Source organism: Kribbella orskensis (assembly GCF_004342085.1).
Taxonomy (GTDB): Bacteria; Actinomycetota; Actinomycetes; order Propionibacteriales; family Kribbellaceae; genus Kribbella; species Kribbella orskensis.
The window spans coordinates 16345-37820 of sequence record NZ_SLWM01000028.1; the positions used below are offsets into that span (position 1 = coordinate 16345).

Genomic DNA, 21476 nt, shown 5'->3' on the forward strand with positions numbered 1-21476 from the left:
CCGGACGTCAACAGGGCAAGGGATTCAGTCCCTCACCGCCGCTTCGGACGGACGTCGATGGCGAGGCTGATCGCGAACGCGACCACGATCCCGGCACCACCCAGCACGGTCAGCGCGGCGTCACCGAGCACGTCGGCCTTCATCACCGCGAACAGCGCCACCAGGGCGAGCACCACAGCGACGGCGATCTTCCAGTCGTCACCGATGATGAAGTCGTACCAGAACTGGCCGAAGGACTTCAGGAACTTCATTTCTTCACCTCCACAGTGACATTGGCGGGGGCGACCGGGGCCGCGGGGGTCTTCAGCACGGCGACGAAGATCCGGCTGAGCACCAGCCACGCGAGCAGCAGGCCGATGATCGCGAGGTCGTGACCGGGCCAGTCGAGGCTCTCGCGGCCGGGCTGGAAGATGCCGATCCCCTCGACCGCCCAGTAGGTTCCGAACGACGCCAGCAGCAGGCCGACGCCGTACTTGAGCAGGTTCTCGTTGATCATCGACAGCGGCCGGCGCAGCGCGATCGCGATGATCAGCACGATCACCACGGCGGCGAGCGCCCCGGCGCTGGCGCCCGGGATGTTGTCCGCGTTCAGGCCGAAGGTGATCACGATGAAGACCACCTCCATGCCCTCCAGGAAGACACCCTTGAAGGACACCATGAAGGAGAACATGTCGATGCTGCCGGTGCTCTGCCCGGCGGCCTCGGCCGCCGCCACCTCTTCCTTGTAGATCGCCGCCTCGTCATGCACGGCTTTTCGGCCCGATGACCGCAGGATCGCCTTTCTCAGCCACTGCAACCCGAAGATCAGCAGCAGTCCGCCGATCGCCAGCTGCAGCGCCGACTCCGGCAGCCAGGTGGCCAGCGCGTAGCCGGCGAACACCGTCACCACCGCGAGCGCGCCGAGCGCCGCCAGCGTGCCGATCAGCGCCGACTTCCAGCTGCGGGTGTAGCCCATCGCCATCACGATCGTGGTGGCTTCCACCATCTCCACGAAACACGCGACGAACGTCGCGATGATGAGGCCCCACGTTGCCGCGTCCATCTCTCACTTCCTTCGCTAGATGCAACATATGCTGCATTTAACGATAGTTACGTTGTTCTTTCCGTGTCAACGTGACGGAGAGTTTATTTGCCCAGGGCAACTTTTTGGCATGACGAGGCGCCCGAAGGGACCCGGGGCCGGGGTCTCTTCGGGCGCCACCGCGCGGGGCCCGGGGAGGGGTCAGGCCAGCGCGGCCACCAGCGTGCTGGCCGAGATGTTGCCGCCGCAGGACACGATCGCGACCCGCCGGCCTTCCAGCTCGGTACGCCGGGCCCGGGCGGCGGCGAACGCCATCGCCGCGGAGCCCTCGATCAGCTGGTGCTCGGTGTCGATCACCATCCGCAGCGCGGCGCTGATCGCGTCCTCGCTGACCAGGATCCAGTCGTCCACGAGGGTCCGGCACAGCTCGAAGGTGATGCTGCCGGGCTCGACACTGCCTGCCGTGCCGTCCGACAAGGTCGCCTGGGCGTCGACCTGGACCACCTTGCCGGCCTCGATCGACGCCACCATCGGGGCGTCGCGGACCGGGGAAGCGCCGTACACCTTGATCTCCGGCCGGTACCGCTTCAGCACCGAGGCGATCCCGCTGACCAGGCCGCCGCCGCCGACGGCCACGAAGACCGCGTCCAGCTGCTGCCCGGCCAGTTGCTCGAGGATCTCCACGCCCACCGTGCCCTGCCCGGCGACGATGTCCGGGTCGTTGTACGGCGGGACGTAGGTGAGGTCGTTCTCGGCGGCGTGCTGCCGGGCGACCAGTTCCAGCGCGCCGGAATCGGTGCCTTGACTCCGCACCTCCACGCCGAAGCGCTTGATCGCCGCGACCTTGCTGACCGAGGCGTTCTCCGGCACGTAGACGATGCCCCGGCCACCCAGGGTGGCCAGCGCGTTGCTGACCCCGAGCCCGTGGTTGCCGGTGGACGCGGTCACCACACCGCGCTCACGCTGCTCGTCCGTCAGCGTGAGGATCTTCGCCATCGAGCCGCGCGCCTTGAAGGAGCCGGTGCGCTGCAGGTGCTCGCACTTCACCAGCACCTCCGCGCCCAGTTCCTCGCTGAACGCCCCGAACGGCACGAACGGCGTGACCTCCAGGTGTTCACGCAGGCGCGGTGCGACCCGCTGCGACCGGCTGGCGATCTCGGCCGGGGTGACCGCTTCGGTGAGGGCCTGCTCTGTCATGCGTTGCTCCCCTTCGTCGGGTTCATCCGGTGGCCACCGCCAGGTTTGCACGCTCCAGCAGGCCGGCCCGCAACGGGATGCACATCGGCTTGCCGCTGACCGGGTGTGGCACCACCTTGGACTCGACTCCGAAGACGTCGCGGATGATGTCGCAGGTGAACACGTCCTCCGGTGGCCCCTGGGTGACCAGGCTGCCGGACTTCATCACGAACACGTGGTCGGCGTACTCCGCCGCCATGTTGAAGTCGTGCAGCACCATCGCGACGGTCTTGCCCTGCTCCTGGTTGAGCTGGTGCAGCAGGTCGAGCACCTCGAGCTGGTAGGCCACGTCGAGGTACGTCGTGGGCTCGTCCAGCAGGATCAGGTCGGTGCCCTGTGCCAGGCAGAGCGCGATCCACACCCGCTGCCGCTGACCACCCGACAGCTGGTCGACGTGCTGGTGCCGCAGCTCCGCCGTACTGGTGACCTTCAGGGCCCACTCGACGGCTTCCTTGTCGGCCTCGCTGGGCACCTTCAAGGACGTGCGGTGCGGATGCCGCCCGAACCAGACCAGATCCTCCACCGAGATGGATTCCGGGGTGACCAGCACCTGCGGCAGGATCGCCAGCAGCCGGGCCACCTCCTTGGTCGGGGTGTCCTGGATGGACTTGCCGTCCAGGACGACGCTGCCCTTGGTGGGCGGCAGCAGCCGGGCCAGAGCGCGCAGCGCGGTGCTCTTGCCCGAGCCGTTCGGCCCGATCAGCACGCTGACCTTGCCGTCGGGGATGTTGAGGGTCAGGTCCTTGGCGATGACGGTGCGGTCGTATGCCAGCTCGACACCTTGTGCCTGCAGACGCATGGCGGATCTCCTACTTTCCGGTCTTCACGAGCAGGTACAGGAAGTACGGGCCCCCGACGACGGCTGTCACCAGGCCGGCGGGGATCTCGAGCGGCGGTGCGAGGCCACGCCCGAGCATGTCGGCGATCAACATCAGCAGGACGCCGAACAGCGCGGCGGCCGGGATCGAGGCGATGTGCTTGCCGCCGAAGACCCGCCGTGCCATGTGCGGCGCGATCAGGCCGACGAAGCCGATCGTGCCGGACACCGCCACCGCGGCCGCAGCCAGCGCGACGGCGAAGAACAGCAGCACCCGGCGGGTCCTCTCCACCGGCTCCCCCAGGCCCGAGGCCAGGTCGTCACCGAGACCGAGGACGTCGAGCTTGCGGGCCCACACGATGATCAGCGGGACCAGCACCAGCACCCACGGCAGGATCTGCAGCACCGAGGTCATCGACCGGCCGAACAGGCTGCCGGTCAGCCAGATCAGCGCCGCGGACACGTCGAGGGGGTTGCGCACCAGCAGGAACCGGATGCCGGCCTCGAACGCGGCACTGACCGCGATCCCGACCAGCGCGATCCGTACCGGCGTGGCTCCCCGGCGGTAGGCGAACACATACACCATCCCGGCCGCGAGGAGGCCTCCGACGAACGCGGCCGGGACGACCGCCACCACCGGCAGGGTGGGGATCGCGAGCAGCAACAGCATGCCGGCGAACCCCGCGCCCTTGGTGACACCGATGATGTCCGGGGCCGCCAGCGGGTTCCGGATCACGCCCTGCATCACCGCGCCCGACACCGCCAGCGCGATGCCGACCAGCCAGCACAGCAGCACCCGCGGCAACTGGAAGTCGATCACGATCCGCGACGCCTGGGTCGAGGTGTCACCGACCAGTGCCCGCAGCACGTCGGCCACCGGGACCTCGGTGGCGCCGACGCTGAGCCCGTAGAAACTCAACAGCACCGCGAGCACCCCGAGCGATCCCATCAAGATGGCCGGATGGCGCCGGGCCATCGAGGTACGCCGGATGTGCTGCGCGACGATCGTCGTAGTCGTCATGAGGTCACCTTCTGTCGACGCGCGAGGTACACGAAGATCGGTGCGCCGATCAGCGCCGTGACGACACCGGCCGGTACCTCGAAGGGCGGCTTGACGTAGCGGGACACGATGTCGGCGTACAGCACCAGCACACCTCCGCCCACCGCGCACAGCGGGAGCAGGACGGTGTAGCTGGAGCCGACCAGCCGGCGGAAGATGTGCGGCACGATGAGGCCGATGAACGCGACCGGACCGGCCACGGACACAGCGGCACCACACAACACCACCACCAGCGCCGACCCGTACAACCGGGTCCGTTCGACGTTCTGACCCAGACCGCGGGCCATGTCGTCGCCCAGCGCCAGCAGGTTCAGCGGCCGGGCCATCGCGAACGCGCCGACCAGGCCGATCACCAGCCACGGAAACAGGTTGCGGATGTCGTGCCAGCCCGCGTAGTTGACGCCGCCGACCAGCCAGAACAACACGCTGTCGGTGGAGTTCTCGTCGAAGATGATCAGCACCTGGGTCAGCGAGATCAGGAGACTGCTCGCGGTCACACCGGCCAAAGCGAGCCGGACCGGGCTGACCCGGCCACGCCCCGAACCGGCCAGCAGCATCACCGACACACCTGCCGCGGCGGCACCGCCGAAGGCCAGCAGGATCGTCGGCGCACCCGACAGCGACGGCACCACGGTGACGGCCAGAACGACCATCAGCACCGCACCGGCGTTGACGCCCATGATCTCGGGCGCCGCCAACGGGTTCGCGGCGACGGCCTGCATCAACGCACCGGCCACCGCCAGGGCGGCGCCGACGCAGAGCGCCAGCACCACCCGTGGCAGCCGGATCGACTGGATGATCAGCTCGTCGGGCTCGTCGGCCTTGAAGATCGCCCCGGGCAACCGGGACAACGAGATGTGCTGACTCCCGATCGAGAGTGCCCAGACGAGACCCACGACCAGGACCACCAGCAGCGCCAGCGTCACCCAGGTGACCCGCTGCTTGTTGGTGGTGACCCGAGGACGCCGGTGAGCGGCGTCCTCGGCGGTGGGCGCAGTTTCCAGGGACAGAGACATGTCACTTCCCGTAGAGCAGCTTGATGGCTTCGGTGGCGACCACTTCGGCGGAGATCAGGCCGCGCGACCTGGACCAGCTGTCCGGGTCGACCTCGAACGTCCGGTTGTCCTTCACCGCGGGGACCTGCTTCCACAGCGGGCTCTTCTCCCACTGGTCGGTCAACGTCGGGCCGGGGTTCGGGGCGATGAACATCACCTCGGGCTTGGTCGTGGTCAGCGTCTCCAGCGTGAGCGAGACCGACGCGTCACCGTTCTCGTCCGGCAACGCCGTGCCGATGCCGACGGCGGCCAGCACCCCGGGGGTGTAGGCCTTCGGCGGGAAGCCGGTGAAGCCCTTCTCCGAGGCCCGGACGAACAGCGCCTTGCGCTCCTCGCCGGCCGGCACCTTGGCCTTCAGCTCGGACAGGAGCTTGGCGTGCTCGGCCAGCCGGGTCTTCATCTCGTCGCACTTGTTCAGCGCGATCGCCGTGGACATCTCGCTGTCGAGCACCTGCTGGTAGTTACCGTTCAGACTCGGGTAGGCGATCGTCGGCGCGATCTTGGACAGCTGGTCGTAGATCGCCTTGTGCCGGCCGCTGTCGGCGATGATCAGATCCGGCTTCAGCGACGTGATCACCTGGATGTTCGGCGTGGCGCGCAGCCCGACCGAGGTGTACTTGCCGGTCTTCTCCCGGATCGGCGCGATGATCCGTTCCGGATGGTCGTCGTCGGCGACGCCGACCGGAGACATCCCGACCGCGGCCATCGCGTCCACGAACGAGTACTCCAGCGCCACCACCTTGGTCGGGTTGCCGGTGATGGTGGTGGTGCCCAGGTCGTGCTTGATCGTGCGGGTGGACTTGCCGCACTGCTCGTCGTTGACGTCCGAGCTGACACCGGCAGCGGCGGCGGCACGGTTGGCGTTCGGGGCCGCACCGGTGGCCGGTGAGGAAGCAGAGCCGCCGCAGCCGGACAGGGCGACCGCGGCGGCGGTCAGGGTGAGTACGGCGACGGCGCGCCGGAACCTCGTGATGGAAAGGGACATGGCATTCGCTCCTCGAGTCGAAGATGCCTTGCAGGGGTGGGATTCACCCGGCGACGGCAAGAGCCTGCGCCGGACCGGGGACGTGCGGACGGTCCTCGGGACCAGGACCGTCGTAGAGGTTCCACGGAGCCTGCTGGTAGCTGTTGCTGCAGGGCAGACCGGGAGTCAGCCGATACGTGCCGCTGGTCAGATCGACCAGGCTGGACACGATCGTGGAATAGCGGTCGAGCTCGTGCCGGCGCGGGTCGACGTGCTGGCAGACGGCGTTGGGGTGGCTGAAGTGGTCGCTCATCGTGGTCTGCACGATGTGCTGGACCGCTTCCTCGGTGGTGCCGTCGACGCGGGCCCGGGACAGGCCCTCCTCGACGCGCGGCGTCCGGTAGAGCGAATCCACCGAGAAGGGCTTGTAGGACTGTTCGATCTGCGGCGGGATGAAGGACTGGAAGTGGTTGCCGTGGACCAGCAGCCCTTCCGTCGGGTACATCCAGCCGTGCCGTCCGGGTGTGGTCTCGACGTCGATGGCGAAACCGTCCCGGTGGGTCAGGAGGAGGTTGCTGGACAGGCTCTGCCGGACGCCGAAGATCGCGGCCAGCGCGTCGTGCATGTCCCAGCTCTCGAGGACTTTCCTGCGGACGAAGGTGCCCGGCACTCCGAGGCCGGTGCCGAAGCCCGCGCCGAGCCCGTTGGCGTTCAGGGCCAGGCCGGCGGAGTTGGCGCCGTGCCGGCCGACCTGGCCGGCCTCGACGTGGCAGACGATGGTCGGCTTGCCCGGCTGGGCGATCCGCAGTACGACGATGGTGTCGGCGATGCCGTCCCACAGGTCCCAGTTCTGCCCGGCCCACACCCGGCCAAGTGCGTTGGCCTGCTGCAGCATCGCGAACGACGTACAGCCGTCGTCGTTCGTACTGCGGTCCGTGGTGGCGTCGGTCCCGGCGAACGGGTTGCCCTTGGTGAGCTCACCGCGGCTGTTCAGGGCCAGGATCTCCTCGAAGCTGCGGCCGGCGCCCTCGGCGATGCCGCGCAGCTCGTCCAGGATGTCCGGCAGGTAGCCGTCGATCACCGGCACCCACGCAGGCGCCCGGTCGAGGATCTCCTGCCAGGGAAGGCCTGTCGCGCGAGCCACCGACTCGGCGTAGAAGGCCACCGAGCGGGCGATCTGTTCGCGGGCGGCCTCGCCGTACTGGCGGCCTCGCTCACGGGCATCCGCGGCGGTGAGGTCGATCGTGATGAGCTGTGACACGGAGTCGCTCCAGTGGACGGAAGAAGTCTGGAAAGTGACCATTCGTTGTGTTCACTACGAATATCCATATGACGGTAGTGATTGCTACAGTGGCTGTCAACGGGTCCGGCGATCGTTTACCTGCCGGTGATCTGGGCCCGCCGGGTGACATGATCGGTGCGTACCGGCAGAACCACTGCGAGCGAAGGAGCAGTCGTGACTGTTGCGGAGCCCAAACCGCCCACGTTGCAGGAGCGGGTCGCGGCCCGGTTCGGGACGCTCACCGCGACCGAACGAAGGGTCGCCGAATACCTGTCCGCCCATCCCCAGGAGGCGGCGTTCTCTTCTGCCGAAGAGCTCGGCCGCGCCACCGGCACCAGTGATGCCAGCGTGGTCCGGACCGCGAAAGCCCTTGGCTTCGATGGTTTGCCAGGCCTGAAGCGGTCACTGCAGGGCCATCTGCAGAGCCTCCTCACGCCGGCGAACCGGCTGAGCAACAGCATCGAGTCCGTCGGCAACGGACCCGAGGCGGTGCTCAGCGCGACGCTGCGCGACCACATCGAACGGCTGACCCAGGCCGAGCGAACCCTCGACACGGACGAGTTCCGCCGCGCCGTGGAACTGGTCGGCGCCGCCCGCGAGACGATCATCTGCGGCTTCGCCGGCCTCGAAGGCGTCTCCGAGTACATCGCCACCCACCTGGTCCGGATCGGGCACCGGGCCCGGTCCGCGTCCGACACCGGTTACCGCCTGGCCGACCGGCTGCTGCTGATCGGCCCGGAGGACGTGGTGGTCGTGCTGGCGCACAACCGCCTCGTCCGGGAGAGCCGGGTGATCCTGGACCACTGCACCGAAGCCGGCATCCCGGTGATCCTGCTGACCGACACCCTCGGCGAAGCGTTGCGTGACGAGGTCGCGGTGGTGCTGTCCGCGCCGATGAGCCGGCCCGGCACGTTCACCAGCCAGGCCACCGTGCTGATCCTGCTGGAGGCGCTGACGATCGCGGTCGCCGCGGCGGACCGCGAACGCTCGCTCGACACCACCGACCGGATGAACCAGCTCCGCGAGGAACTGATCGGCTACTCCCGCGCGGACGAGGGCTACGTGACCCTGCCCAAGGCGAAGCGCAAACCCCAGCGCCGCAAGTAGCGACGCCGGCCGGCGCCCTGCCTCAGACGCCGCTCACGCCCTGCCTCGGATCCGGCCTCAGATCTTGCCTTCGGTCCGCTCGTAGACGTCCGCCTCGAACTCCTCCAGCAGGCGTTCGCAGTCGGCCACCTTGGCCCGCGCAAGATCCTTGCCCTCGGCACCCATCCAGTCCCGGCCCTCCACCTTGGCCAGCCAGCGCCGCAGCTTCTCCAGGTCCTGGCGGATCTCCTCGGCCTCCTCGAAGGTGTAGTTCTCCCGGAACCGCTCGAACTCGATCTCCTTGGCGAACTTCGTCTCGCACTCCTCGACGATCTCGGCGTACTCCTTCGCGGACTGGCTCTGGAAGCCCTCCACGAACTGGTCGCGCGCGTCGTCGTCGACATCGGTCAGGGTGAGGAAGACGCTCGAGCCACCCAGCTCGGCCACCTTCTCCCGCACCTTCTCCATGCCGGCCCGCAGCTCCTCGCGATCCGGTAGTACGCACACCGCCTGCTGGACGTAGAACCCGCCCAGCCGCTTCAGCTCCCGCCACACCGCCACCCGGGCCCGCGACGAGTCGCTGGGCACCTTGTAGATCAGCAGCAGCCAGGAGGCCGACGCAGCGTCGGACAGCTCCGCAGTGCTCTTGGCCTTGGTACGTCGGGTCGCCATGCCGGACAGGTTATCCGGCGGCGCCTCACTCGGCCGTCGCACCGCGTACTCGCAGTCCGTCGAGAAGGCTGAGTCCATTGATCAAGTGGGGCATCACCTCCTGCCAGTCCGCGACCAGCCCGACGTCGCAGTGCGCGAAGATCTCCGCCGCGGGGTCGGTGTTGATGGCCAGTACCGTCCCGGCCCGGCTCGCGCCGGCCAGGTGGTTCAGGTTGCCGGACAGGCCGATCGCGAAGTACATCCGCGGCGCGACGCTCCGTCCGGTGATGCCGAGCTGGCGGCCGTGCGCCATCCAGCCCTGGTCGGTGACCTTGCGGGTGGCGGCCAGCTCGGCTCCGAGCAGCACCCGCATCGGCTCGAGCTCGGCGTACCGCGCGGGGTCGACGCCGCGGCCGACACCGATCACGACCTCCGCACGGTCGAGCGCGTCCCCCTCGCCGCCGCTGCTCCGGTCGGTCCGCTCGATCGCGGGATCCGGCGGCACGGACAGCACTGTGTGCGGGGCTCGCTCGGAGTGGCGCGGCTTGCGCAGCGGCAGCATGCCGGTCCGCAAGGTGGCGATCTGCGGTAACCCGTGGCTGACGATCTCGGCCAGCGTGCCGCCACCGGACGGCTTCAGGCCGGTGAGGCGCGTGCCGTCCACCCGGAGGCTGACCAGGTCCGACATCAGGCCTGCGCCGAAGGCGACAGCCAGCCGGGCCAGTACCTCGCGGTCCCACGGGAGCGCGGCGCCGAGCACGGCCCAAGGCGACCTGGCTGCCATCCACTCGGCCAGCGCACTCGCCGCCGGCCGCGGTTCGTCGCTTGTCAGTGTTACTACTGCATCGGCACCCCAGCGGGACAGATCCGGCGCATCCGCGCCGCCGTCAGTCCGAACGGCGGTCACGGATCCACCGGCGCCCGCCGCCAGTACCGCGGCAGCGCCTACCAGCGCCCGGATGCCTGCTTCCGGCCCGGGGCCGACCAGGACGACGACCTCCGGCTGCTCCTGACCCGGCGGCGGAACGACCTCGTCCGACTCGGTCAGCAGCTCGAGCTCGTCGAGGCAGCCGCGGGCCCGGAGCTCCGCGATCGCGCGGCTCACCTGGACCTGCGGAGTGCCGCGGAAGATCACCGGTTCACGGGTCAGCTCGACCGGGCGAACACCGGCAACCTTGGTCGGACTGCCGGCCAAACCCCAACTGCCGGGATTGAGATCCGCCGTCGAGATCCGGCGGACGACGTCCTCGGGCGGCCAGGTCTCGGCGGGCGCCTTGCACGGGTTGCACGACCGTTCCGCGACGGCGACGACGGCGGGCAGATCCACTACGACGGACTCGGTCCAGTCGTCGTGCTGCACGGTCGCCCGCAGCCGGACCGCCTGCTCCCCGGCCGGAGTGCCTGCCGGCGAGTCGCCCGGCTCGGGTTCGACGGCGAGGACGGGGCCGACGTACGGCAGGCCGAGGAGCTCGGCGATCATCGTGCCGACCGCTCCCGTGCTGCCGTCGACCGAGCTGGCGCCGACGAGGATGAGGTCCGTCGCACCGAGAGTGCCGATCGTGGCAGCCAGCGCCCGGGCGGTGACGAGGCAGTCGGAGCCGGCCAGCGCCCGGTCGCTCAGATGCACCGCGTCGTCCATACCCCAGGCCACCGCTTCCCTCAGTACGTCGGCCGCGGCGGGCGGTCCCATCGTGACGGCGGTACTGCGACCGCCGGACTCCCCCGCCAGGCGGACTGCCTGGGCGACGGCCCGACGGCACCACGGGTTCATCTCGGTGACGGCGCCCGCACGCTCGAGCCGTCCGTCGGCGTCGAGGCGACCGCTGTGGTCGCCCTTCGGCACCTGCTTCACCAAAGCGGTGATCCGCAACGGCCGGTGGCTCACGCCAGCTACCTCGTTCATGACAGGCCGGTACCGACCAGGAGGCCGATCGCGTACGTCACCGCGGCGGACAGACCGCCGAGCAGCAACTGCCGGCCGCCGCCGTACCAGAACGGGCGGGCGGTGATCCGCGCGACGATGCCGCCGGTGACGACCAGGCCGATCACGCTCAGCAGCAGAGCCGGGAGCACGCTGGCCGCGCCGAAGAGGAACGGCAGCAGCGGGATCACGGCGCCGATCGCGAACGCGGCGAACGAGGAACCGGCCGCCAGCCAGGGCGAGGGCAGGTCGTTGGGGTCGACGCCGAGCTCCTCGCGAACGTGCACGTCGAGGGCGACCGCCGGGTCGGCGGTCAGCTCGCGGGCGACCTCCGCCGCCAGCTCGGGGCGCAGGCCCTTCGCCTCGTACATCATCGCGAGCTCCTTGAGCTCCTCCTCGGGGTGGACCTTCAGCTCACGCCGCTCGGTCTCGATCTCGGCCTGCATCAGCTCGGTCTGCGAGGAGACCGAGGTGAATTCACCCGAGGCCATCGAGCAGGCGCCGGCGACCAGCCCGGCCAGGCCGGTCATGATCACCACCTTGCCGCTCGCGCCACCGCCGACCACGCCGGCCACCAGGGCGAAGTTCGACACCAGGCCGTCCATCACCCCGAAGGTCGCCGGGCGCAGCCAGCCTCCGGTCACATCCCGGTGCGAGTGGTGCTGCTCGGCCGGTCGTTCCGCCACTTCCGTGCTCATCTGCTGGTGTTCCTTCCGAGTATGAAGGTGAGCGTAACCTTAGTTAAATTGCATCACCTGTTACATAAGCGTACTAGTTACTTTCCTGTTGCGGCAACGACTGGCCGCGTTCGGGACTGGAGCCGATCCAGCACGTAGGGCAGCACGCCGCCCTGCCGGTAGTAGTCGTGCTCGCGCGGGGTGTCGAGCCGGATCCGCAGCCGGTAGGTCCGGCCCGCCGACGAGACGGTCGCGAAGCCGTCGTCGCCGAGGGCGATGTCGATCGGCTCCTCGCCGGTCAGGTCGTCGCCCTCGCCCGGGCGGAACTCGAGCGGGAGGACGCCCATCCCGACCAGGTTGGATCGGTGGATCCGCTCGAACGACTGGGCGAGCACCGCCCGCACGCCGAGCAGGGCCGGTCCCTTGGCCGCCCAGTCCCGCGACGAGCCGGTGCCGTAATCCTTGCCCGCGACAACGACGACCGGCACCTCCTCCTGCTGGTAGGCCATCGCGGCCTCGAACACCGACGTCAGCACACCGTCCTTGCGGGTGACACCGCCTTCGGTGCCCTCGGCAAGGGAGTTCCGGAGCCGGAGGCTGCAGAACGCGCCGCGCATCATCACCAGGTGGTTGCCCCGGCGGGAGGCATAGGTGTTCAGCTCGCCCGCCGGTACGCCGAGACTCCGCAGGTGGCGGCCCGCAACGCTGTCGGGCGGGATCGCGCCGGCCGGGGACAGGTGGTCCGTGGTGACGGCGTCACCGAGCCTGACCAGGGCTCGCGCCCCGACCAGGTCACCCGGCCTGGCCGGCGACTCGAAGTACGGCGGTCGGCGCAGGTAGGTGGAGGCCTCGTCCCAGGCGAAGGTCTCGCCGGCCCCGCTGCCGAGGTTCTGCCAGCGATGGTCGCCGGAGAACACGTCCGCGTAGGCCTTGGTGAACATCTCGGGCTGCAGCGCCTCGCGGATCACCTCGTCGATCTCGGTCGGCCGCGGCCAGATGTCCTTCAGGTACACCGGTTCCCCGTCGCTGCCCACACCGAGCGGCTCGGTGAGCAGGTCGACGTCCATCCGGCCGGCCAGCGCGTACGCGACCACCAGTGGCGGCGAGGCCAGGTAGTTGGAGCGCACGTCCGGCTGGATCCGGCCCTCGAAGTTCCGGTTGCCCGACAGCACCGCCGCGACCGACAGCCCCTCAGTCCGGACCCGCTGGGCAACCTCCTCGATCAGCGCGCCGGACGCCCCGATGCAGGTCATGCACCCGAACCCGGCCAGGTGGAAGCCCAGCTTCTCCAGGTACGGCGTGAGGCCCGCCTCGGCGAGGTAGTCCATCACCACCCGGGACCCGGGCGACAGGGTCGTCTTCACCCACGGCTTGCTCGCCAGCCCCTTGTCTACGGCGTTCCTGGCGAGCAAACCCGCGGTCACCATCACCGCCGGGTTGGAGGTGTTCGTGCACGAGGTGATCGCCGCGACCACCACCGCACCGTGCCCCGGCTCGGACCCGGAGGTCCGGGGACCGGCCGGAAGGGCGGCTTCGATGGTCTGCTTGGACTCGGCCAGGCGGATGCGTTGCTGCGGGCGGCTGGGGCCCGCGATCGACGGGACCACCTCACCCAGGTCGACCTCGACCCGCTCGTCGAACACCAGGGCCGCGTCCGGATCGTGCCAGAGGCCTTGTTCCTTGGCGTAGGCCTCGACGAGCGCGAGCTTCTCGGCCGGTCGGCCGGTGAACGCCAGGTAGCGAAGCGTCTGGTCGTCGATCGGGAACCACGCGGCGGTCGAGCCGAACTCGGGGCTCATGTTGGCGATCGTCGCCCGGTCCGCCACCGGCAGGCCGGCCAGGCCGGGGCCGTGGAACTCGACCAGTTTGCCGACCACGCCGTGTGCGCGCAGCCGTTCGGTGATCGTGAGGACGAGGTCCGTCGCGGTCGCACCGGCCGGCAACGAGCCGGTCAGCCGGACGCCGACGACGGGTGGCAGGACCATCGACACGGACTGGCCGAGCATCGCCGCCTCGGCCTCGATCCCACCGATCCCCCAGCCCAGCACGCCGAGGCCATTGATCATCGTGGTGTGCGAGTCCGTGCCCAGGCAGAGATCCGGGAACACCAGGCCGTCGCGCTCGTCGACGACCCGGGCCAGGTACTCCAGGTTGACCTGGTGCATGATCCCCGAACCGGGCGGGACGACCTCGAGCTGCTCCAGCGCCTGCTGACCCCAGCGCAGGAAGCGGTACCGCTCGCCGTTGCGCTGGTACTCCAGCTCCACGTTCAGCTGCAGCGCGTCCGGACGGCCGAACACATCGGCGATCACCGAGTGGTCGATCACCAGCTCGGCCGGGACCAGCGGATCAACGGTTGCGGGGTCTCCCCCGCGACTGGCGACCGCGTCCCGCATCGCTGCCAGATCCGCAAGCACCGGTACGCCGTTGGTGTCGTGCAGGAACACCCGGGAGGCGTAGACCTCGACCTCGCCGGTCGCCCCTGGTGTCCAGTTGCGCAGGGACTCGCTGGGCGATCCGTGCCGAAGTGCGTTCTCCAGCAGGATCCGCAGCGTCCGCGGCAGCTGGTCGGGCGCGACACCCCGCAGCGGCTGGAAGGCGACCGTGCGCTCTCCTACTGCCAGCTCGGCCGGCCGCGAATCCGCGATGGTCATACCGCGCCGATCGTGGCGGCCACCGCCGCGGCGAAGTCCGACGTACCGGCCGTGCCGCCGAGGTCCGCAGTACTGACGCCGGACCGGACTGTTGCTTCCAGCCCCTTTTCGATCAGGACCGCGGCCGCCTGCGCCCGGGGGTCGTCGTACCGGGTGCCGAGCCAGTCCAGCAGCATGGCGCCGGAGTTGATCATCGCGATCGGGTTCGCCAGGTTCTGCCCGGCGATGTCCGGGGCGGAGCCGTGCGCGGCCTGAGCCATCGCCCGCTCGTGCGAGGCGTTGATCGACGGCGCGATGCCGAGCGACCCGGCCAGCTCGCCGGTCAGGTCGGACAGGATGTCGCCGAACATGTTCTCGGTGACCAGCACGTCGAACGCCTCGGCCCGGCGGACCAGGTGCACGGTCATCGCGTCCATGTGGAAGTCGTCCAGCTCGACCTCGGGGTACTGCGCGCCGATCTCGCGGCAGATGTCGAGGAAGAAACCGGTGCTGGTGCGCAGCACGTTCGCCTTGTGCACCACGGTGACGTGCTTGCGCCGCCGCATCGCGAGCTCGAAGGCGGTGCGGGCGATCCGCTCGATCGCGGGCCGGGTGAAGATGCCCATCGCGATCGCCACGTCCGGGGTCGGCATGAACTCGCCGGTGCCGCGGTAGGTGCTGCGGTCGGCGTAGAAGCCCTCGGTGTTCTCCCGGACGACGACCAGGTCGATGCCGGGCAGCAGCGCCGGGGTGCCCTCGAATGCCTTCGCCGGCCGGATGTTGGCGAACAGGTCGAAGTGCTTGCGGATGGCGCCGCTCGGGTTCAGCTGGGAGCGGTGCGGCTCCGGGTAGGCGGCGCTGTCGTGCGGGCCGAGCAGCCAGCCGTCGAGCTCGCCGAGCGTCTCCAGGGTCTCCGCGGGCAGCGCGCTGCCGTGGGTCTCGATCACAGCTCCGCCGAGCGGCAGCGGCACCCAGTCGGCGGGCTTCGCGCCGGCCGCGGCGAGAGCCGCATCCATCACCTGGACGGTGGCCGGCACGATCTCCGGGCCGATGCCGTCGCCAAGCAGGATGCCGAGCCGGTAGGGCTCCGGGTGGGCGGTGGTGGCCACGCTGGGTCCTCTCCTCGAGTAATGCAGCTACTGTGCTTCGTTATAACCTGTTCCGTCAAGGGACCGAAGCGAAGCGTCTCAGGCCTTGAAATGCGCGGATCGTGCCTACTTGAGGGTTATAACGCACTGTGGAGTGACTGTCGAGATGATGTCGGCAGGCATCGCAGCGGCGGCTCGGCTGCGGTAGGTTATAACCTCCCCACCGCCTGAACGGAGGACCGATGGACGAGCAGAACGGGAGCCGCCCGACCAAGGCCGAGCTCGCGTACGGGCTGGTCCGGGACCAGATCCTGCGCGGTGAGCTCGAGCCCGGGGCAGTCATCCTGCAAGGCCAGCTGGCCCGTGAGCTGGGGATCAGCACGACGCCTCTGCGGGAGGCGTTGCGGCGGCTGATGAGCGACGGCCTGGTCGAGCTGGACGCCCACCGTGACGCCCGGGTGAGCAGCCTGAACGCCGAGGAGGCGCGGGATCTCGTCGAGCTCCGCCGGTCGCTGGACCCGCTCGCCGCCGGGCTCGCGGCGGAGCGGCGGACCCGGGCGGACCTCGAGCTGATCCGCGCCACCGCTGCCGACCTGGCCCCGCTGCGGACCGACCCCAAGGTCGAGGAGCTCAGCACGCACCGGCTCTTCCACCACGCGATCTACTCCGCCTCGCACAACGACCTGCTGGTCCAGACCCTCGACGGACTCTGGGACAAGGCGGACCGCTACCGGCGGCTGGCGCTGAAGGTCGAACGCAGCCAGGAGGATCTGGACCGCACCCACGCCGAGCACCTCGCCCTCGTCGAGGCGGTCGCCGCGGGAGACGCCGAGACCGCCGCTGTGGTGATGCGCGACCACGTGGATGCCAGCCTCGGGGCCAAGGCCGCCACTCGCCTGTACACCTCGGCCGCCGCCACGCCGTCCACCCCAGCGGCACGTGCGACCCCCCGCGCGACCGCAGTACCGTCGTCCGCGCGGCGCGGAGCCGGTGCGGCGGAGAAGGCGGTGCGCAGTGGGACCTGAACCGCTCTGGACCGGCTATCGGCATCGGGAGATCGATGCCGCCGGGTGGATGACGTTCTGGCGGCTGGACCCGCGCGAGCAGTCGTTCGCCCTGACCGACTGGGTCGGGGTGCCGGATCGGCCGGGCCACCGGTTGTGGTCGCGGGCGGCGACGCCGGCCGGCGTACGGGCCGCCTGGCAGACCTCTGCGGCCACGGTCAGCCTGGAGATCCGGGCCGAGCTGGACATCTACTCGCTGATCGCGCCGGTCGACTTCCTGGTCGACGGCGTCCTGCATGCACGCCGCCCGGTCGAGGCAGGCGAGCAGCGGATCACCGTGGAGCTACCGCCCGGGCCTGTGCGGTTGGAGATCTGGCTGCCGCAGGCGGGCGCGATCGGCGTACGGGCGGTGTTGTTCGACGGTGAGGCGGAGCCGCAGCCACCGGTCGGGCCGCGGTGGATCGCCTATGGCAGCTCGATCACCCAATGCACGGGAGCGTTCGGTCCGTCCGAGACGTGGCCGGCGCTGGTGGCCCGCGAGCACGGCTGGGACCTGATCGCGCTCGGCTTCGCGGGCGAGTGCCATCTCGACCCGATCGCGGCGCGGACGATCCGGGACACGCCGGCGCGACTGATCTCGCTGTGCCTGGGCATCAACATCTACGGCGGCGAGACGTTCAGCGGCCGGACCCTGCCCGGGCAGGTCGAGTCGTTCCTGGCGACCGTGCGCGACGGGCATCCGCACACGCCGATCGTGGTGATCACCCCCCTGCAGGCTCCCAACGTCGAGGGCAAGCCGAACGCTCTCGGCCTCACCCTCGACGACGTCCGGGCCTGTGTGGAGCTCGGGGCGCGAGCGCTTGGCGATCCCGAGCTGCAGCTGATCGACGGCCGCACTGTGCTCAGCATCGAGGAAGCCCAGGCCCTGTACGTCGACGACCTGCACCCGGGTCCCGAGGGCTACCGGCTGATCGGCGAGCGCCTCGCTCCCCTGCTCACCCTGCCGCTCTGAGGAGCTTGTCCAGCCTGGCGGCGAACTCCTGGTGCTCGGTGCCGAAACCACCGTGGTCTCCGGGGAACGCGGCCACTTCGGTTCCCAATCGCTCGGCCAGGACCCCGGCCGCCCGCACCCAGGGCTCGCCGTTCGAGCCCTCACCGACAGCCGGTACTACGCGCGTCGGCGCAGCGGCGAGCGCCGCGAGGTCCGGCTGGTACGCCGCGAACGGCGGCACCTCGTAACCCACGAAGAACGCAAAGTTCTGCTGCATCCGCGCCACAGTCTCCGCATCCGCCTCCGCATCCGGCCCGGGCGGCTGCTGAGCTTCCGAATCCGGCCCGTCGCCATCCGCACGGTCGGCGGCGAAGCCTGCGTTCAGCTTCTCGAGAGCGGCCCACGGACCGGCGGACTGGAAGGCCTCTTCGACTGAGTGGATCATCGTGCGCCAGTGGTCGCGGTCGTCCAGCAGCTCGAACAGCGGCGGTTCGTGGGCAACGAGTGTGCGGACCAGTTCGGGATGGCGAGCTACGAGGTCGAGCGCGATGATCGCACCCGAGCTGTTGCCGAAGACGTCAGCCGGCGCGTCCGCGGTGACACCCAGCGCCGCCAGCACTCGCGCGGCGTCGTCGCTGTGGACCTCGATGCTCTGCGGTTCGACCGGACCGTCGAGCGGACTGCGGGAGTTGCCCCGCCGGTCGTAGGTCACCACCGTGTACCGGTCGGCGAAGTGCTGGGCCAGATCGGCGTACCCGGCGGCGTCGTAGACCCCGCCGCACACCAGCAGCAGGACAGGCCCGGCCCCGCGGACCTCGTAGTACAGGCTCGCTCCGGGGACGGACAGGATGTCGGTTCTCATGGCACCTCCGCTGGACGGTGACCGGCCAAGCGGCCGGTCACCTCTTGGTCGGGACCACGATCAGCTTCTTGACATCCCGCCCGACGTCAGGACGCCAGGCTGGTGCCGAGTGCCTGCCAGTCGAGCACCGGGGCGGCGAGGTCGCGGATGGTGGCGAGCAGGCCGAGTCGCGCGGCGCGGACCTCCGGGTCCTCGGCCATCACCAGGATCTCCTCGAAGAACGTGGTGATCGGCTCGACCAGCACCTCGGCCGCCGTCACGAACTCGCCCAGCGCGGTCGGCGCCGTACCGACCTTCTGGACCGCCTCGTGCAGGACCAGCTCGGCCGGCTCGGTCAGCTTGGACGGGTCGTACTGCGCGGTCACGTCGGCCGGGACGATCCGGCGGACCCGCTGCAGTACTGCGACCAGCTCGGCGAACGACTCGTTCTCCACCTGGCGCTGGAGCTCCGCGAGGGTCTCGTCGGCGGCCGCGGGAGCCTCGGCGAGCGACAGCACGGCGGCGACCTGGAGGTGGTCGTCACCGCGGTCGATCAGCTGCTGCTCGTACCGCCGGACGGTGAAGTCCGCGACGTCGGCCAGCGCGGACTCGGACACCTCGATGCCCTGGGCGCCGATCTGCTCGGCGGCCGCGGCCAGACCGGTGGACAGCGTGATCGCCCGGAGCTCCGGGTGCTCGCGCAGGATCGCGACCACACCCGCGGCCGCCCGCCGCAACGCGAACGGGTCCGAGCTCCCGGTCGGCTTCGCGCCGACCGCGAACAGCCCGGCCAGCAGGTCGAACCGGTCCGCCAGCGCCAGGATCGCGCCCGGCGTGGTCGACGGCACCGGATCACCGGCGGCGCGCGGCAGCTCCATGTCGAACAGCGCCTGCGCGACGGCCTCGGACTCACCGGCACGGCGCGCGTACTCGCGGGCCATCGTGCCGGCCAGGCTGGTCAGCTCGACCACCATCTGCGAGCCGAGGTCGAACTTGGCGAGCTCAGCGGCCCGCCGCAGCGCGGTCAGGTCGTCACCCTCCAGCCCGGCCTTCTCCGCCAGCGCCTCGGCGACCTTGGCGATCCGGCCGGCCCGCTGCGCCATCGAGCCGAGCCGCTCCTCGAAGGCGAGCTTCTCCAGGCCCTGCTTCATCGCCTCGGGCGTGCTCTGCAGGTCGGCCCGCCAGAAGAAGGCGGCGTCCTCGTACCGGGCGCGCAGTACGCCCTCGTTGCCGTTGCGCACCGTTGCCTCGTCGACCGAACCGTTGGCGACGGCAACGAAGTGCGGCAGCAGCCTGCCGTCGGCGTCGCGGACCGGCAGGTAGCGCTGGTGCTTGCGCATCACCGTGGTGAGGATCTCCGACGGGAGGTCCAGGTAGTCCGGCGAGAAGTTGCCGAGGATCGCGGTCGGCTCCTCGATCAGGTTGACGATCTGGTCGAGCAGCGCGGACTCGCCCTCGATGTCGACGGTGCCGCCGACCTCGGCCGTGAGCCGCTGCGCCGCCTCGATGACCTGCGCCCGCCGCTTGGCCGGATCGGCCTCGATGCCGTGGATCCGCAGCAGGTCGAGGTACCCCTCGGCCGCGGCGATCTCGACCGCCGGCTGCGCGGCTGTGCGGTGCACCCGGGTGGTCCGGCCGGCGGCGAGTGTCGACACGGAGACCGGAACGACCTGGTCGCCCAGGAGCGCGACCAGCCAGCGGACCGGCCGGGTGAAGGAGAGCTTGGAGTCGTTCCAGCGCATGTTCTTGTCCGAGCGCAGACCGCTGACGATCTCGGCCAGCACGCCGCTGAGCACCTCGGCGGCGCCACGACCCGGATCCGGCTTGGTCACCGCGACGTACTCGACGCCGTCCACCTCGAGGTCGTGCAGCTCGGAGGTCTCGACGCCCTGGCCGCGGGCGAATCCGGCGGCCGCCTTCGTAACGTTGCCCTCGGCATCGAATGCGGCGGACTTCCGCGGACCGCGAACGACCCGCTCGGCGTCCGGCTCCCCCGCCTGTACTCCGGCGACGAACGCGACCACGCGGCGCGGCGTGGCATAGGTGGTGATGTCACCGTGCGAGAGCCGGGTCGCAGCCAGCTTCTCGGTCAGCGCCACGCGGACCGATTCGGCGGTCTTGGTCACCTCCGACGGCGGCATCTCCTCGGTGCCGATCTCGAACAGCAACTGCCGGGTGCCGCTCATGGTCGGGAACTCGGTCGGCTCCGGCGCGGCGGCCGGCAGCTCGGCGATGCCCAGCGGGTGCTCGAGCTCGGTCCGCCGCTCGGCCCAGAGCTGGGCGACCTCGCGGGCCAGGGTGCGCATCCGGCCGAACGCCTTCGCGCGTTCCGTCGTACTGACCGCGCCGCGGGCGTCGAGCACGTTGAACGCGTGGGAGCAGCGCAGCACCATCAGATGAGCGGGGACCGGCAGGCGCGCGTCGAGCATCCGCCGGGCCTCGTGCGCGTACTCCTCGAACAGCCGCCGCTCACTGTCGACATCGGCGTCGTCGAGGTAGTACCGGCTCATCTCGTACTCCGCCTGGCCGAACGCCTCGCCGTACGAGATGCCCGGGGCGTAGGCGATGTCCTTGAAGTGCGAGACGCCCTGCAGCGCCATCATGATCCGCTCGATGCCGTAGGTGATCTCCACCGACACCGGGTCCAGCGTCATCCCGCCGGCCTGCTGGAAATAGGTGAACTGGGTGATCTCCAGGCCGTCCAGCCAGACCTCCCAGCCAAGCCCCCAGGAGCCGGTGGCCGGGTTGGCCCAGTTGTCCTCGACGAACCGGACGTCGTGCGCGTCGGTGTCGATGCCGAGCGCCTCCAGGCTGGCCAGGAACAGCTCCTGCGGGTTGCCCGGGTCCGGCTTGAGCACCACCTGGAACTGGGTGTGCGTCTGCAGCCGGTTCGGGTTCTCGCCGTAGCGGGCGTCGTCGGGACGCACGGAGGGCTCGACGTACGCGACGCGCCACGGCTCGGGACCCAGCACCCGCAGGATGGTCGCCGGGTTCAGCGTGCCGGCTCCCACCTCGGTGTTGAACGGCTGCACCACCATGCAACCCCGGTCGGTCCAGTACTTCGTGAGCGCGAGCAGCGCGTCCTGCATGGTGAGCACGACAACCTCAGGTTCGGTCGGGGGGATCTCGGCGGCCGGGCCTGCCACCGC

At 70.0% G+C, this 21476-nt stretch carries 18 protein-coding genes; 3 read left to right on the top strand and 15 right to left on the bottom strand.

Going from position 1 to position 21476, the window contains the following annotated elements; translation table 11 throughout:
- Nucleotides 1-32: 32 nt before the first annotated feature.
- The 8 genes from EV644_RS38765 to EV644_RS38800 all read right to left on the bottom strand — a co-directional run bounded on the left by EV644_RS38765 (nt 33) and on the right by EV644_RS38800 (nt 7414).
- Nucleotides 33-251, bottom strand: a complete 219-nt coding sequence (locus EV644_RS38765; protein WP_132195782.1) for a hypothetical protein — start codon at nt 249-251, stop codon at nt 33-35.
- A complete protein-coding gene (locus EV644_RS38770) occupies nt 248-1042 on the bottom strand; it encodes a COG4280 domain-containing protein (protein ID WP_132195784.1) in 795 nt (264 codons plus the stop codon). The genes EV644_RS38765 and EV644_RS38770 overlap by 4 nt, the downstream gene beginning before the upstream one ends.
- 180 nt (nt 1043-1222) lie before the next feature.
- Nucleotides 1223-2218: a threonine/serine dehydratase gene (locus tag EV644_RS38775; RefSeq protein WP_132195786.1), complete on the bottom strand. Its 996-nt coding sequence runs from the start codon at nt 2216-2218 to the stop codon at nt 1223-1225.
- A 22-nt stretch (nt 2219-2240) separates the two neighbouring features.
- Nucleotides 2241-3056, bottom strand: coding sequence for an ABC transporter ATP-binding protein (locus tag EV644_RS38780; protein ID WP_132195788.1), 816 nt, complete (start codon nt 3054-3056; stop codon nt 2241-2243).
- Between the two features lie 10 nt (nt 3057-3066).
- Entirely contained in the window at nt 3067-4095 is a 1029-nt protein-coding gene (locus EV644_RS38785) for a FecCD family ABC transporter permease (RefSeq protein WP_199240262.1), read from the bottom strand.
- On the bottom strand, nt 4092-5150 hold the full coding sequence (locus EV644_RS38790; RefSeq protein ID WP_132195790.1) for a FecCD family ABC transporter permease: 1059 nt from the start codon (nt 5148-5150) through the stop codon (nt 4092-4094). The genes EV644_RS38785 and EV644_RS38790 overlap by 4 nt, the downstream gene beginning before the upstream one ends.
- Before the next feature lies 1 nt (nt 5151).
- Nucleotides 5152-6174, bottom strand: a complete 1023-nt coding sequence (locus EV644_RS38795; protein ID WP_132195792.1) for an ABC transporter substrate-binding protein — start codon at nt 6172-6174, stop codon at nt 5152-5154.
- Between the two features lie 43 nt (nt 6175-6217).
- Nucleotides 6218-7414, bottom strand: a complete 1197-nt coding sequence (locus EV644_RS38800) for a C45 family autoproteolytic acyltransferase/hydrolase (protein ID WP_199240263.1) — start codon at nt 7412-7414, stop codon at nt 6218-6220.
- A gap of 195 nt (nt 7415-7609) precedes the next feature.
- Here EV644_RS38800 and EV644_RS38805 point away from each other — a divergent pair, with 195 nt between their 5' ends.
- Nucleotides 7610-8542: a MurR/RpiR family transcriptional regulator gene (locus EV644_RS38805; RefSeq protein WP_132299967.1), complete on the top strand. Its 933-nt coding sequence runs from the start codon at nt 7610-7612 to the stop codon at nt 8540-8542.
- 57 nt (nt 8543-8599) lie between these two features.
- On the opposite strand, the gene EV644_RS38810 is transcribed toward EV644_RS38805, so the two are convergent.
- From EV644_RS38810 to EV644_RS38830, 5 genes are all read right to left on the bottom strand, one after another.
- Nucleotides 8600-9193, bottom strand: coding sequence for a Chromate resistance protein ChrB (locus EV644_RS38810; RefSeq protein WP_241999339.1), 594 nt, complete (start codon nt 9191-9193; stop codon nt 8600-8602).
- A 25-nt stretch (nt 9194-9218) separates the two neighbouring features.
- Nucleotides 9219-11075, bottom strand: coding sequence for an FAD-binding protein (locus tag EV644_RS38815; RefSeq protein ID WP_132195798.1), 1857 nt, complete (start codon nt 11073-11075; stop codon nt 9219-9221).
- On the bottom strand, nt 11072-11791 hold the full coding sequence (locus EV644_RS38820; RefSeq protein ID WP_132195800.1) for a VIT1/CCC1 transporter family protein: 720 nt from the start codon (nt 11789-11791) through the stop codon (nt 11072-11074). Before EV644_RS38820 ends, EV644_RS38815 begins: the two co-directional genes overlap by 4 nt.
- A 77-nt stretch (nt 11792-11868) precedes the next feature.
- Nucleotides 11869-14424 (bottom strand): aconitate hydratase AcnA, encoded by a 2556-nt coding sequence (gene acnA / locus EV644_RS38825; RefSeq protein ID WP_132195802.1) that lies wholly within the window; start codon nt 14422-14424, stop codon nt 11869-11871.
- The gene (locus EV644_RS38830) at nt 14421-15512 is read right to left on the bottom strand and encodes an isocitrate/isopropylmalate dehydrogenase family protein (RefSeq protein ID WP_132195804.1); all 1092 of its coding nucleotides are present in this window, start codon (nt 15510-15512) and stop codon (nt 14421-14423) included. The genes acnA and EV644_RS38830 overlap by 4 nt, the downstream gene beginning before the upstream one ends.
- Nucleotides 15513-15733: 221 nt before the next feature.
- Here EV644_RS38830 and EV644_RS38835 point away from each other — a divergent pair, with 221 nt between their 5' ends.
- A complete protein-coding gene (locus tag EV644_RS38835; protein WP_132195806.1) occupies nt 15734-16516 on the top strand; it encodes a GntR family transcriptional regulator in 783 nt (260 codons plus the stop codon).
- The gene (locus EV644_RS38840; protein WP_241999340.1) at nt 16506-17507 is read left to right on the top strand and encodes a GDSL-type esterase/lipase family protein; all 1002 of its coding nucleotides are present in this window, start codon (nt 16506-16508) and stop codon (nt 17505-17507) included. The genes EV644_RS38835 and EV644_RS38840 overlap by 11 nt, the downstream gene beginning before the upstream one ends.
- Here the strand turns inward: EV644_RS38840 and EV644_RS38845 are convergent.
- Nucleotides 17491-18348, bottom strand: a complete 858-nt coding sequence (locus tag EV644_RS38845; RefSeq protein WP_132195808.1) for an alpha/beta fold hydrolase — start codon at nt 18346-18348, stop codon at nt 17491-17493. The two genes, EV644_RS38840 and EV644_RS38845, sit on opposite strands and share 17 nt — an antisense overlap.
- Before the next feature lie 86 nt (nt 18349-18434).
- A complete protein-coding gene (locus EV644_RS38850; RefSeq protein WP_241999341.1) occupies nt 18435-21473 on the bottom strand; it encodes a glycine--tRNA ligase in 3039 nt (1012 codons plus the stop codon).
- Between the last annotated feature and the right edge of the window lie 3 nt (nt 21474-21476).

Bases quoted from the DNA above. Each gene is read 5' to 3' on its own strand.
- EV644_RS38765 (WP_132195782.1), bottom strand. From the start codon at position 251: ATGAAGTTCCTGAAGTCCTTCGGCCAGTTCTGGTACGACTTCATCATC.
- EV644_RS38770 (WP_132195784.1), bottom strand. From the start codon at position 1,042: ATGGACGCGGCAACGTGGGGCCTCATCATCGCGACGTTCGTCGCGTGT.
- EV644_RS38775 (WP_132195786.1), bottom strand. From the start codon at position 2,218: ATGACAGAGCAGGCCCTCACCGAAGCGGTCACCCCGGCCGAGATCGCC.
- EV644_RS38780 (WP_132195788.1), bottom strand. From the start codon at position 3,056: ATGCGTCTGCAGGCACAAGGTGTCGAGCTGGCATACGACCGCACCGTC.
- EV644_RS38785 (WP_199240262.1), bottom strand. From the start codon at position 4,095: ATGACGACTACGACGATCGTCGCGCAGCACATCCGGCGTACCTCGATG.
- EV644_RS38790 (WP_132195790.1), bottom strand. From the start codon at position 5,150: ATGTCTCTGTCCCTGGAAACTGCGCCCACCGCCGAGGACGCCGCTCAC.
- EV644_RS38795 (WP_132195792.1), bottom strand. From the start codon at position 6,174: ATGTCCCTTTCCATCACGAGGTTCCGGCGCGCCGTCGCCGTACTCACC.
- EV644_RS38810 (WP_241999339.1), bottom strand. From the start codon at position 9,193: ATGGCGACCCGACGTACCAAGGCCAAGAGCACTGCGGAGCTGTCCGAC.
- EV644_RS38815 (WP_132195798.1), bottom strand. From the start codon at position 11,075: ATGAACGAGGTAGCTGGCGTGAGCCACCGGCCGTTGCGGATCACCGCT.
- EV644_RS38820 (WP_132195800.1), bottom strand. From the start codon at position 11,791: ATGAGCACGGAAGTGGCGGAACGACCGGCCGAGCAGCACCACTCGCAC.
- acnA (WP_132195802.1), bottom strand. From the start codon at position 14,424: ATGACCATCGCGGATTCGCGGCCGGCCGAGCTGGCAGTAGGAGAGCGC.
- EV644_RS38835 (WP_132195806.1), top strand. From the start codon at position 15,734: ATGGACGAGCAGAACGGGAGCCGCCCGACCAAGGCCGAGCTCGCGTAC.
- EV644_RS38845 (WP_132195808.1), bottom strand. From the start codon at position 18,348: ATGAGAACCGACATCCTGTCCGTCCCCGGAGCGAGCCTGTACTACGAG.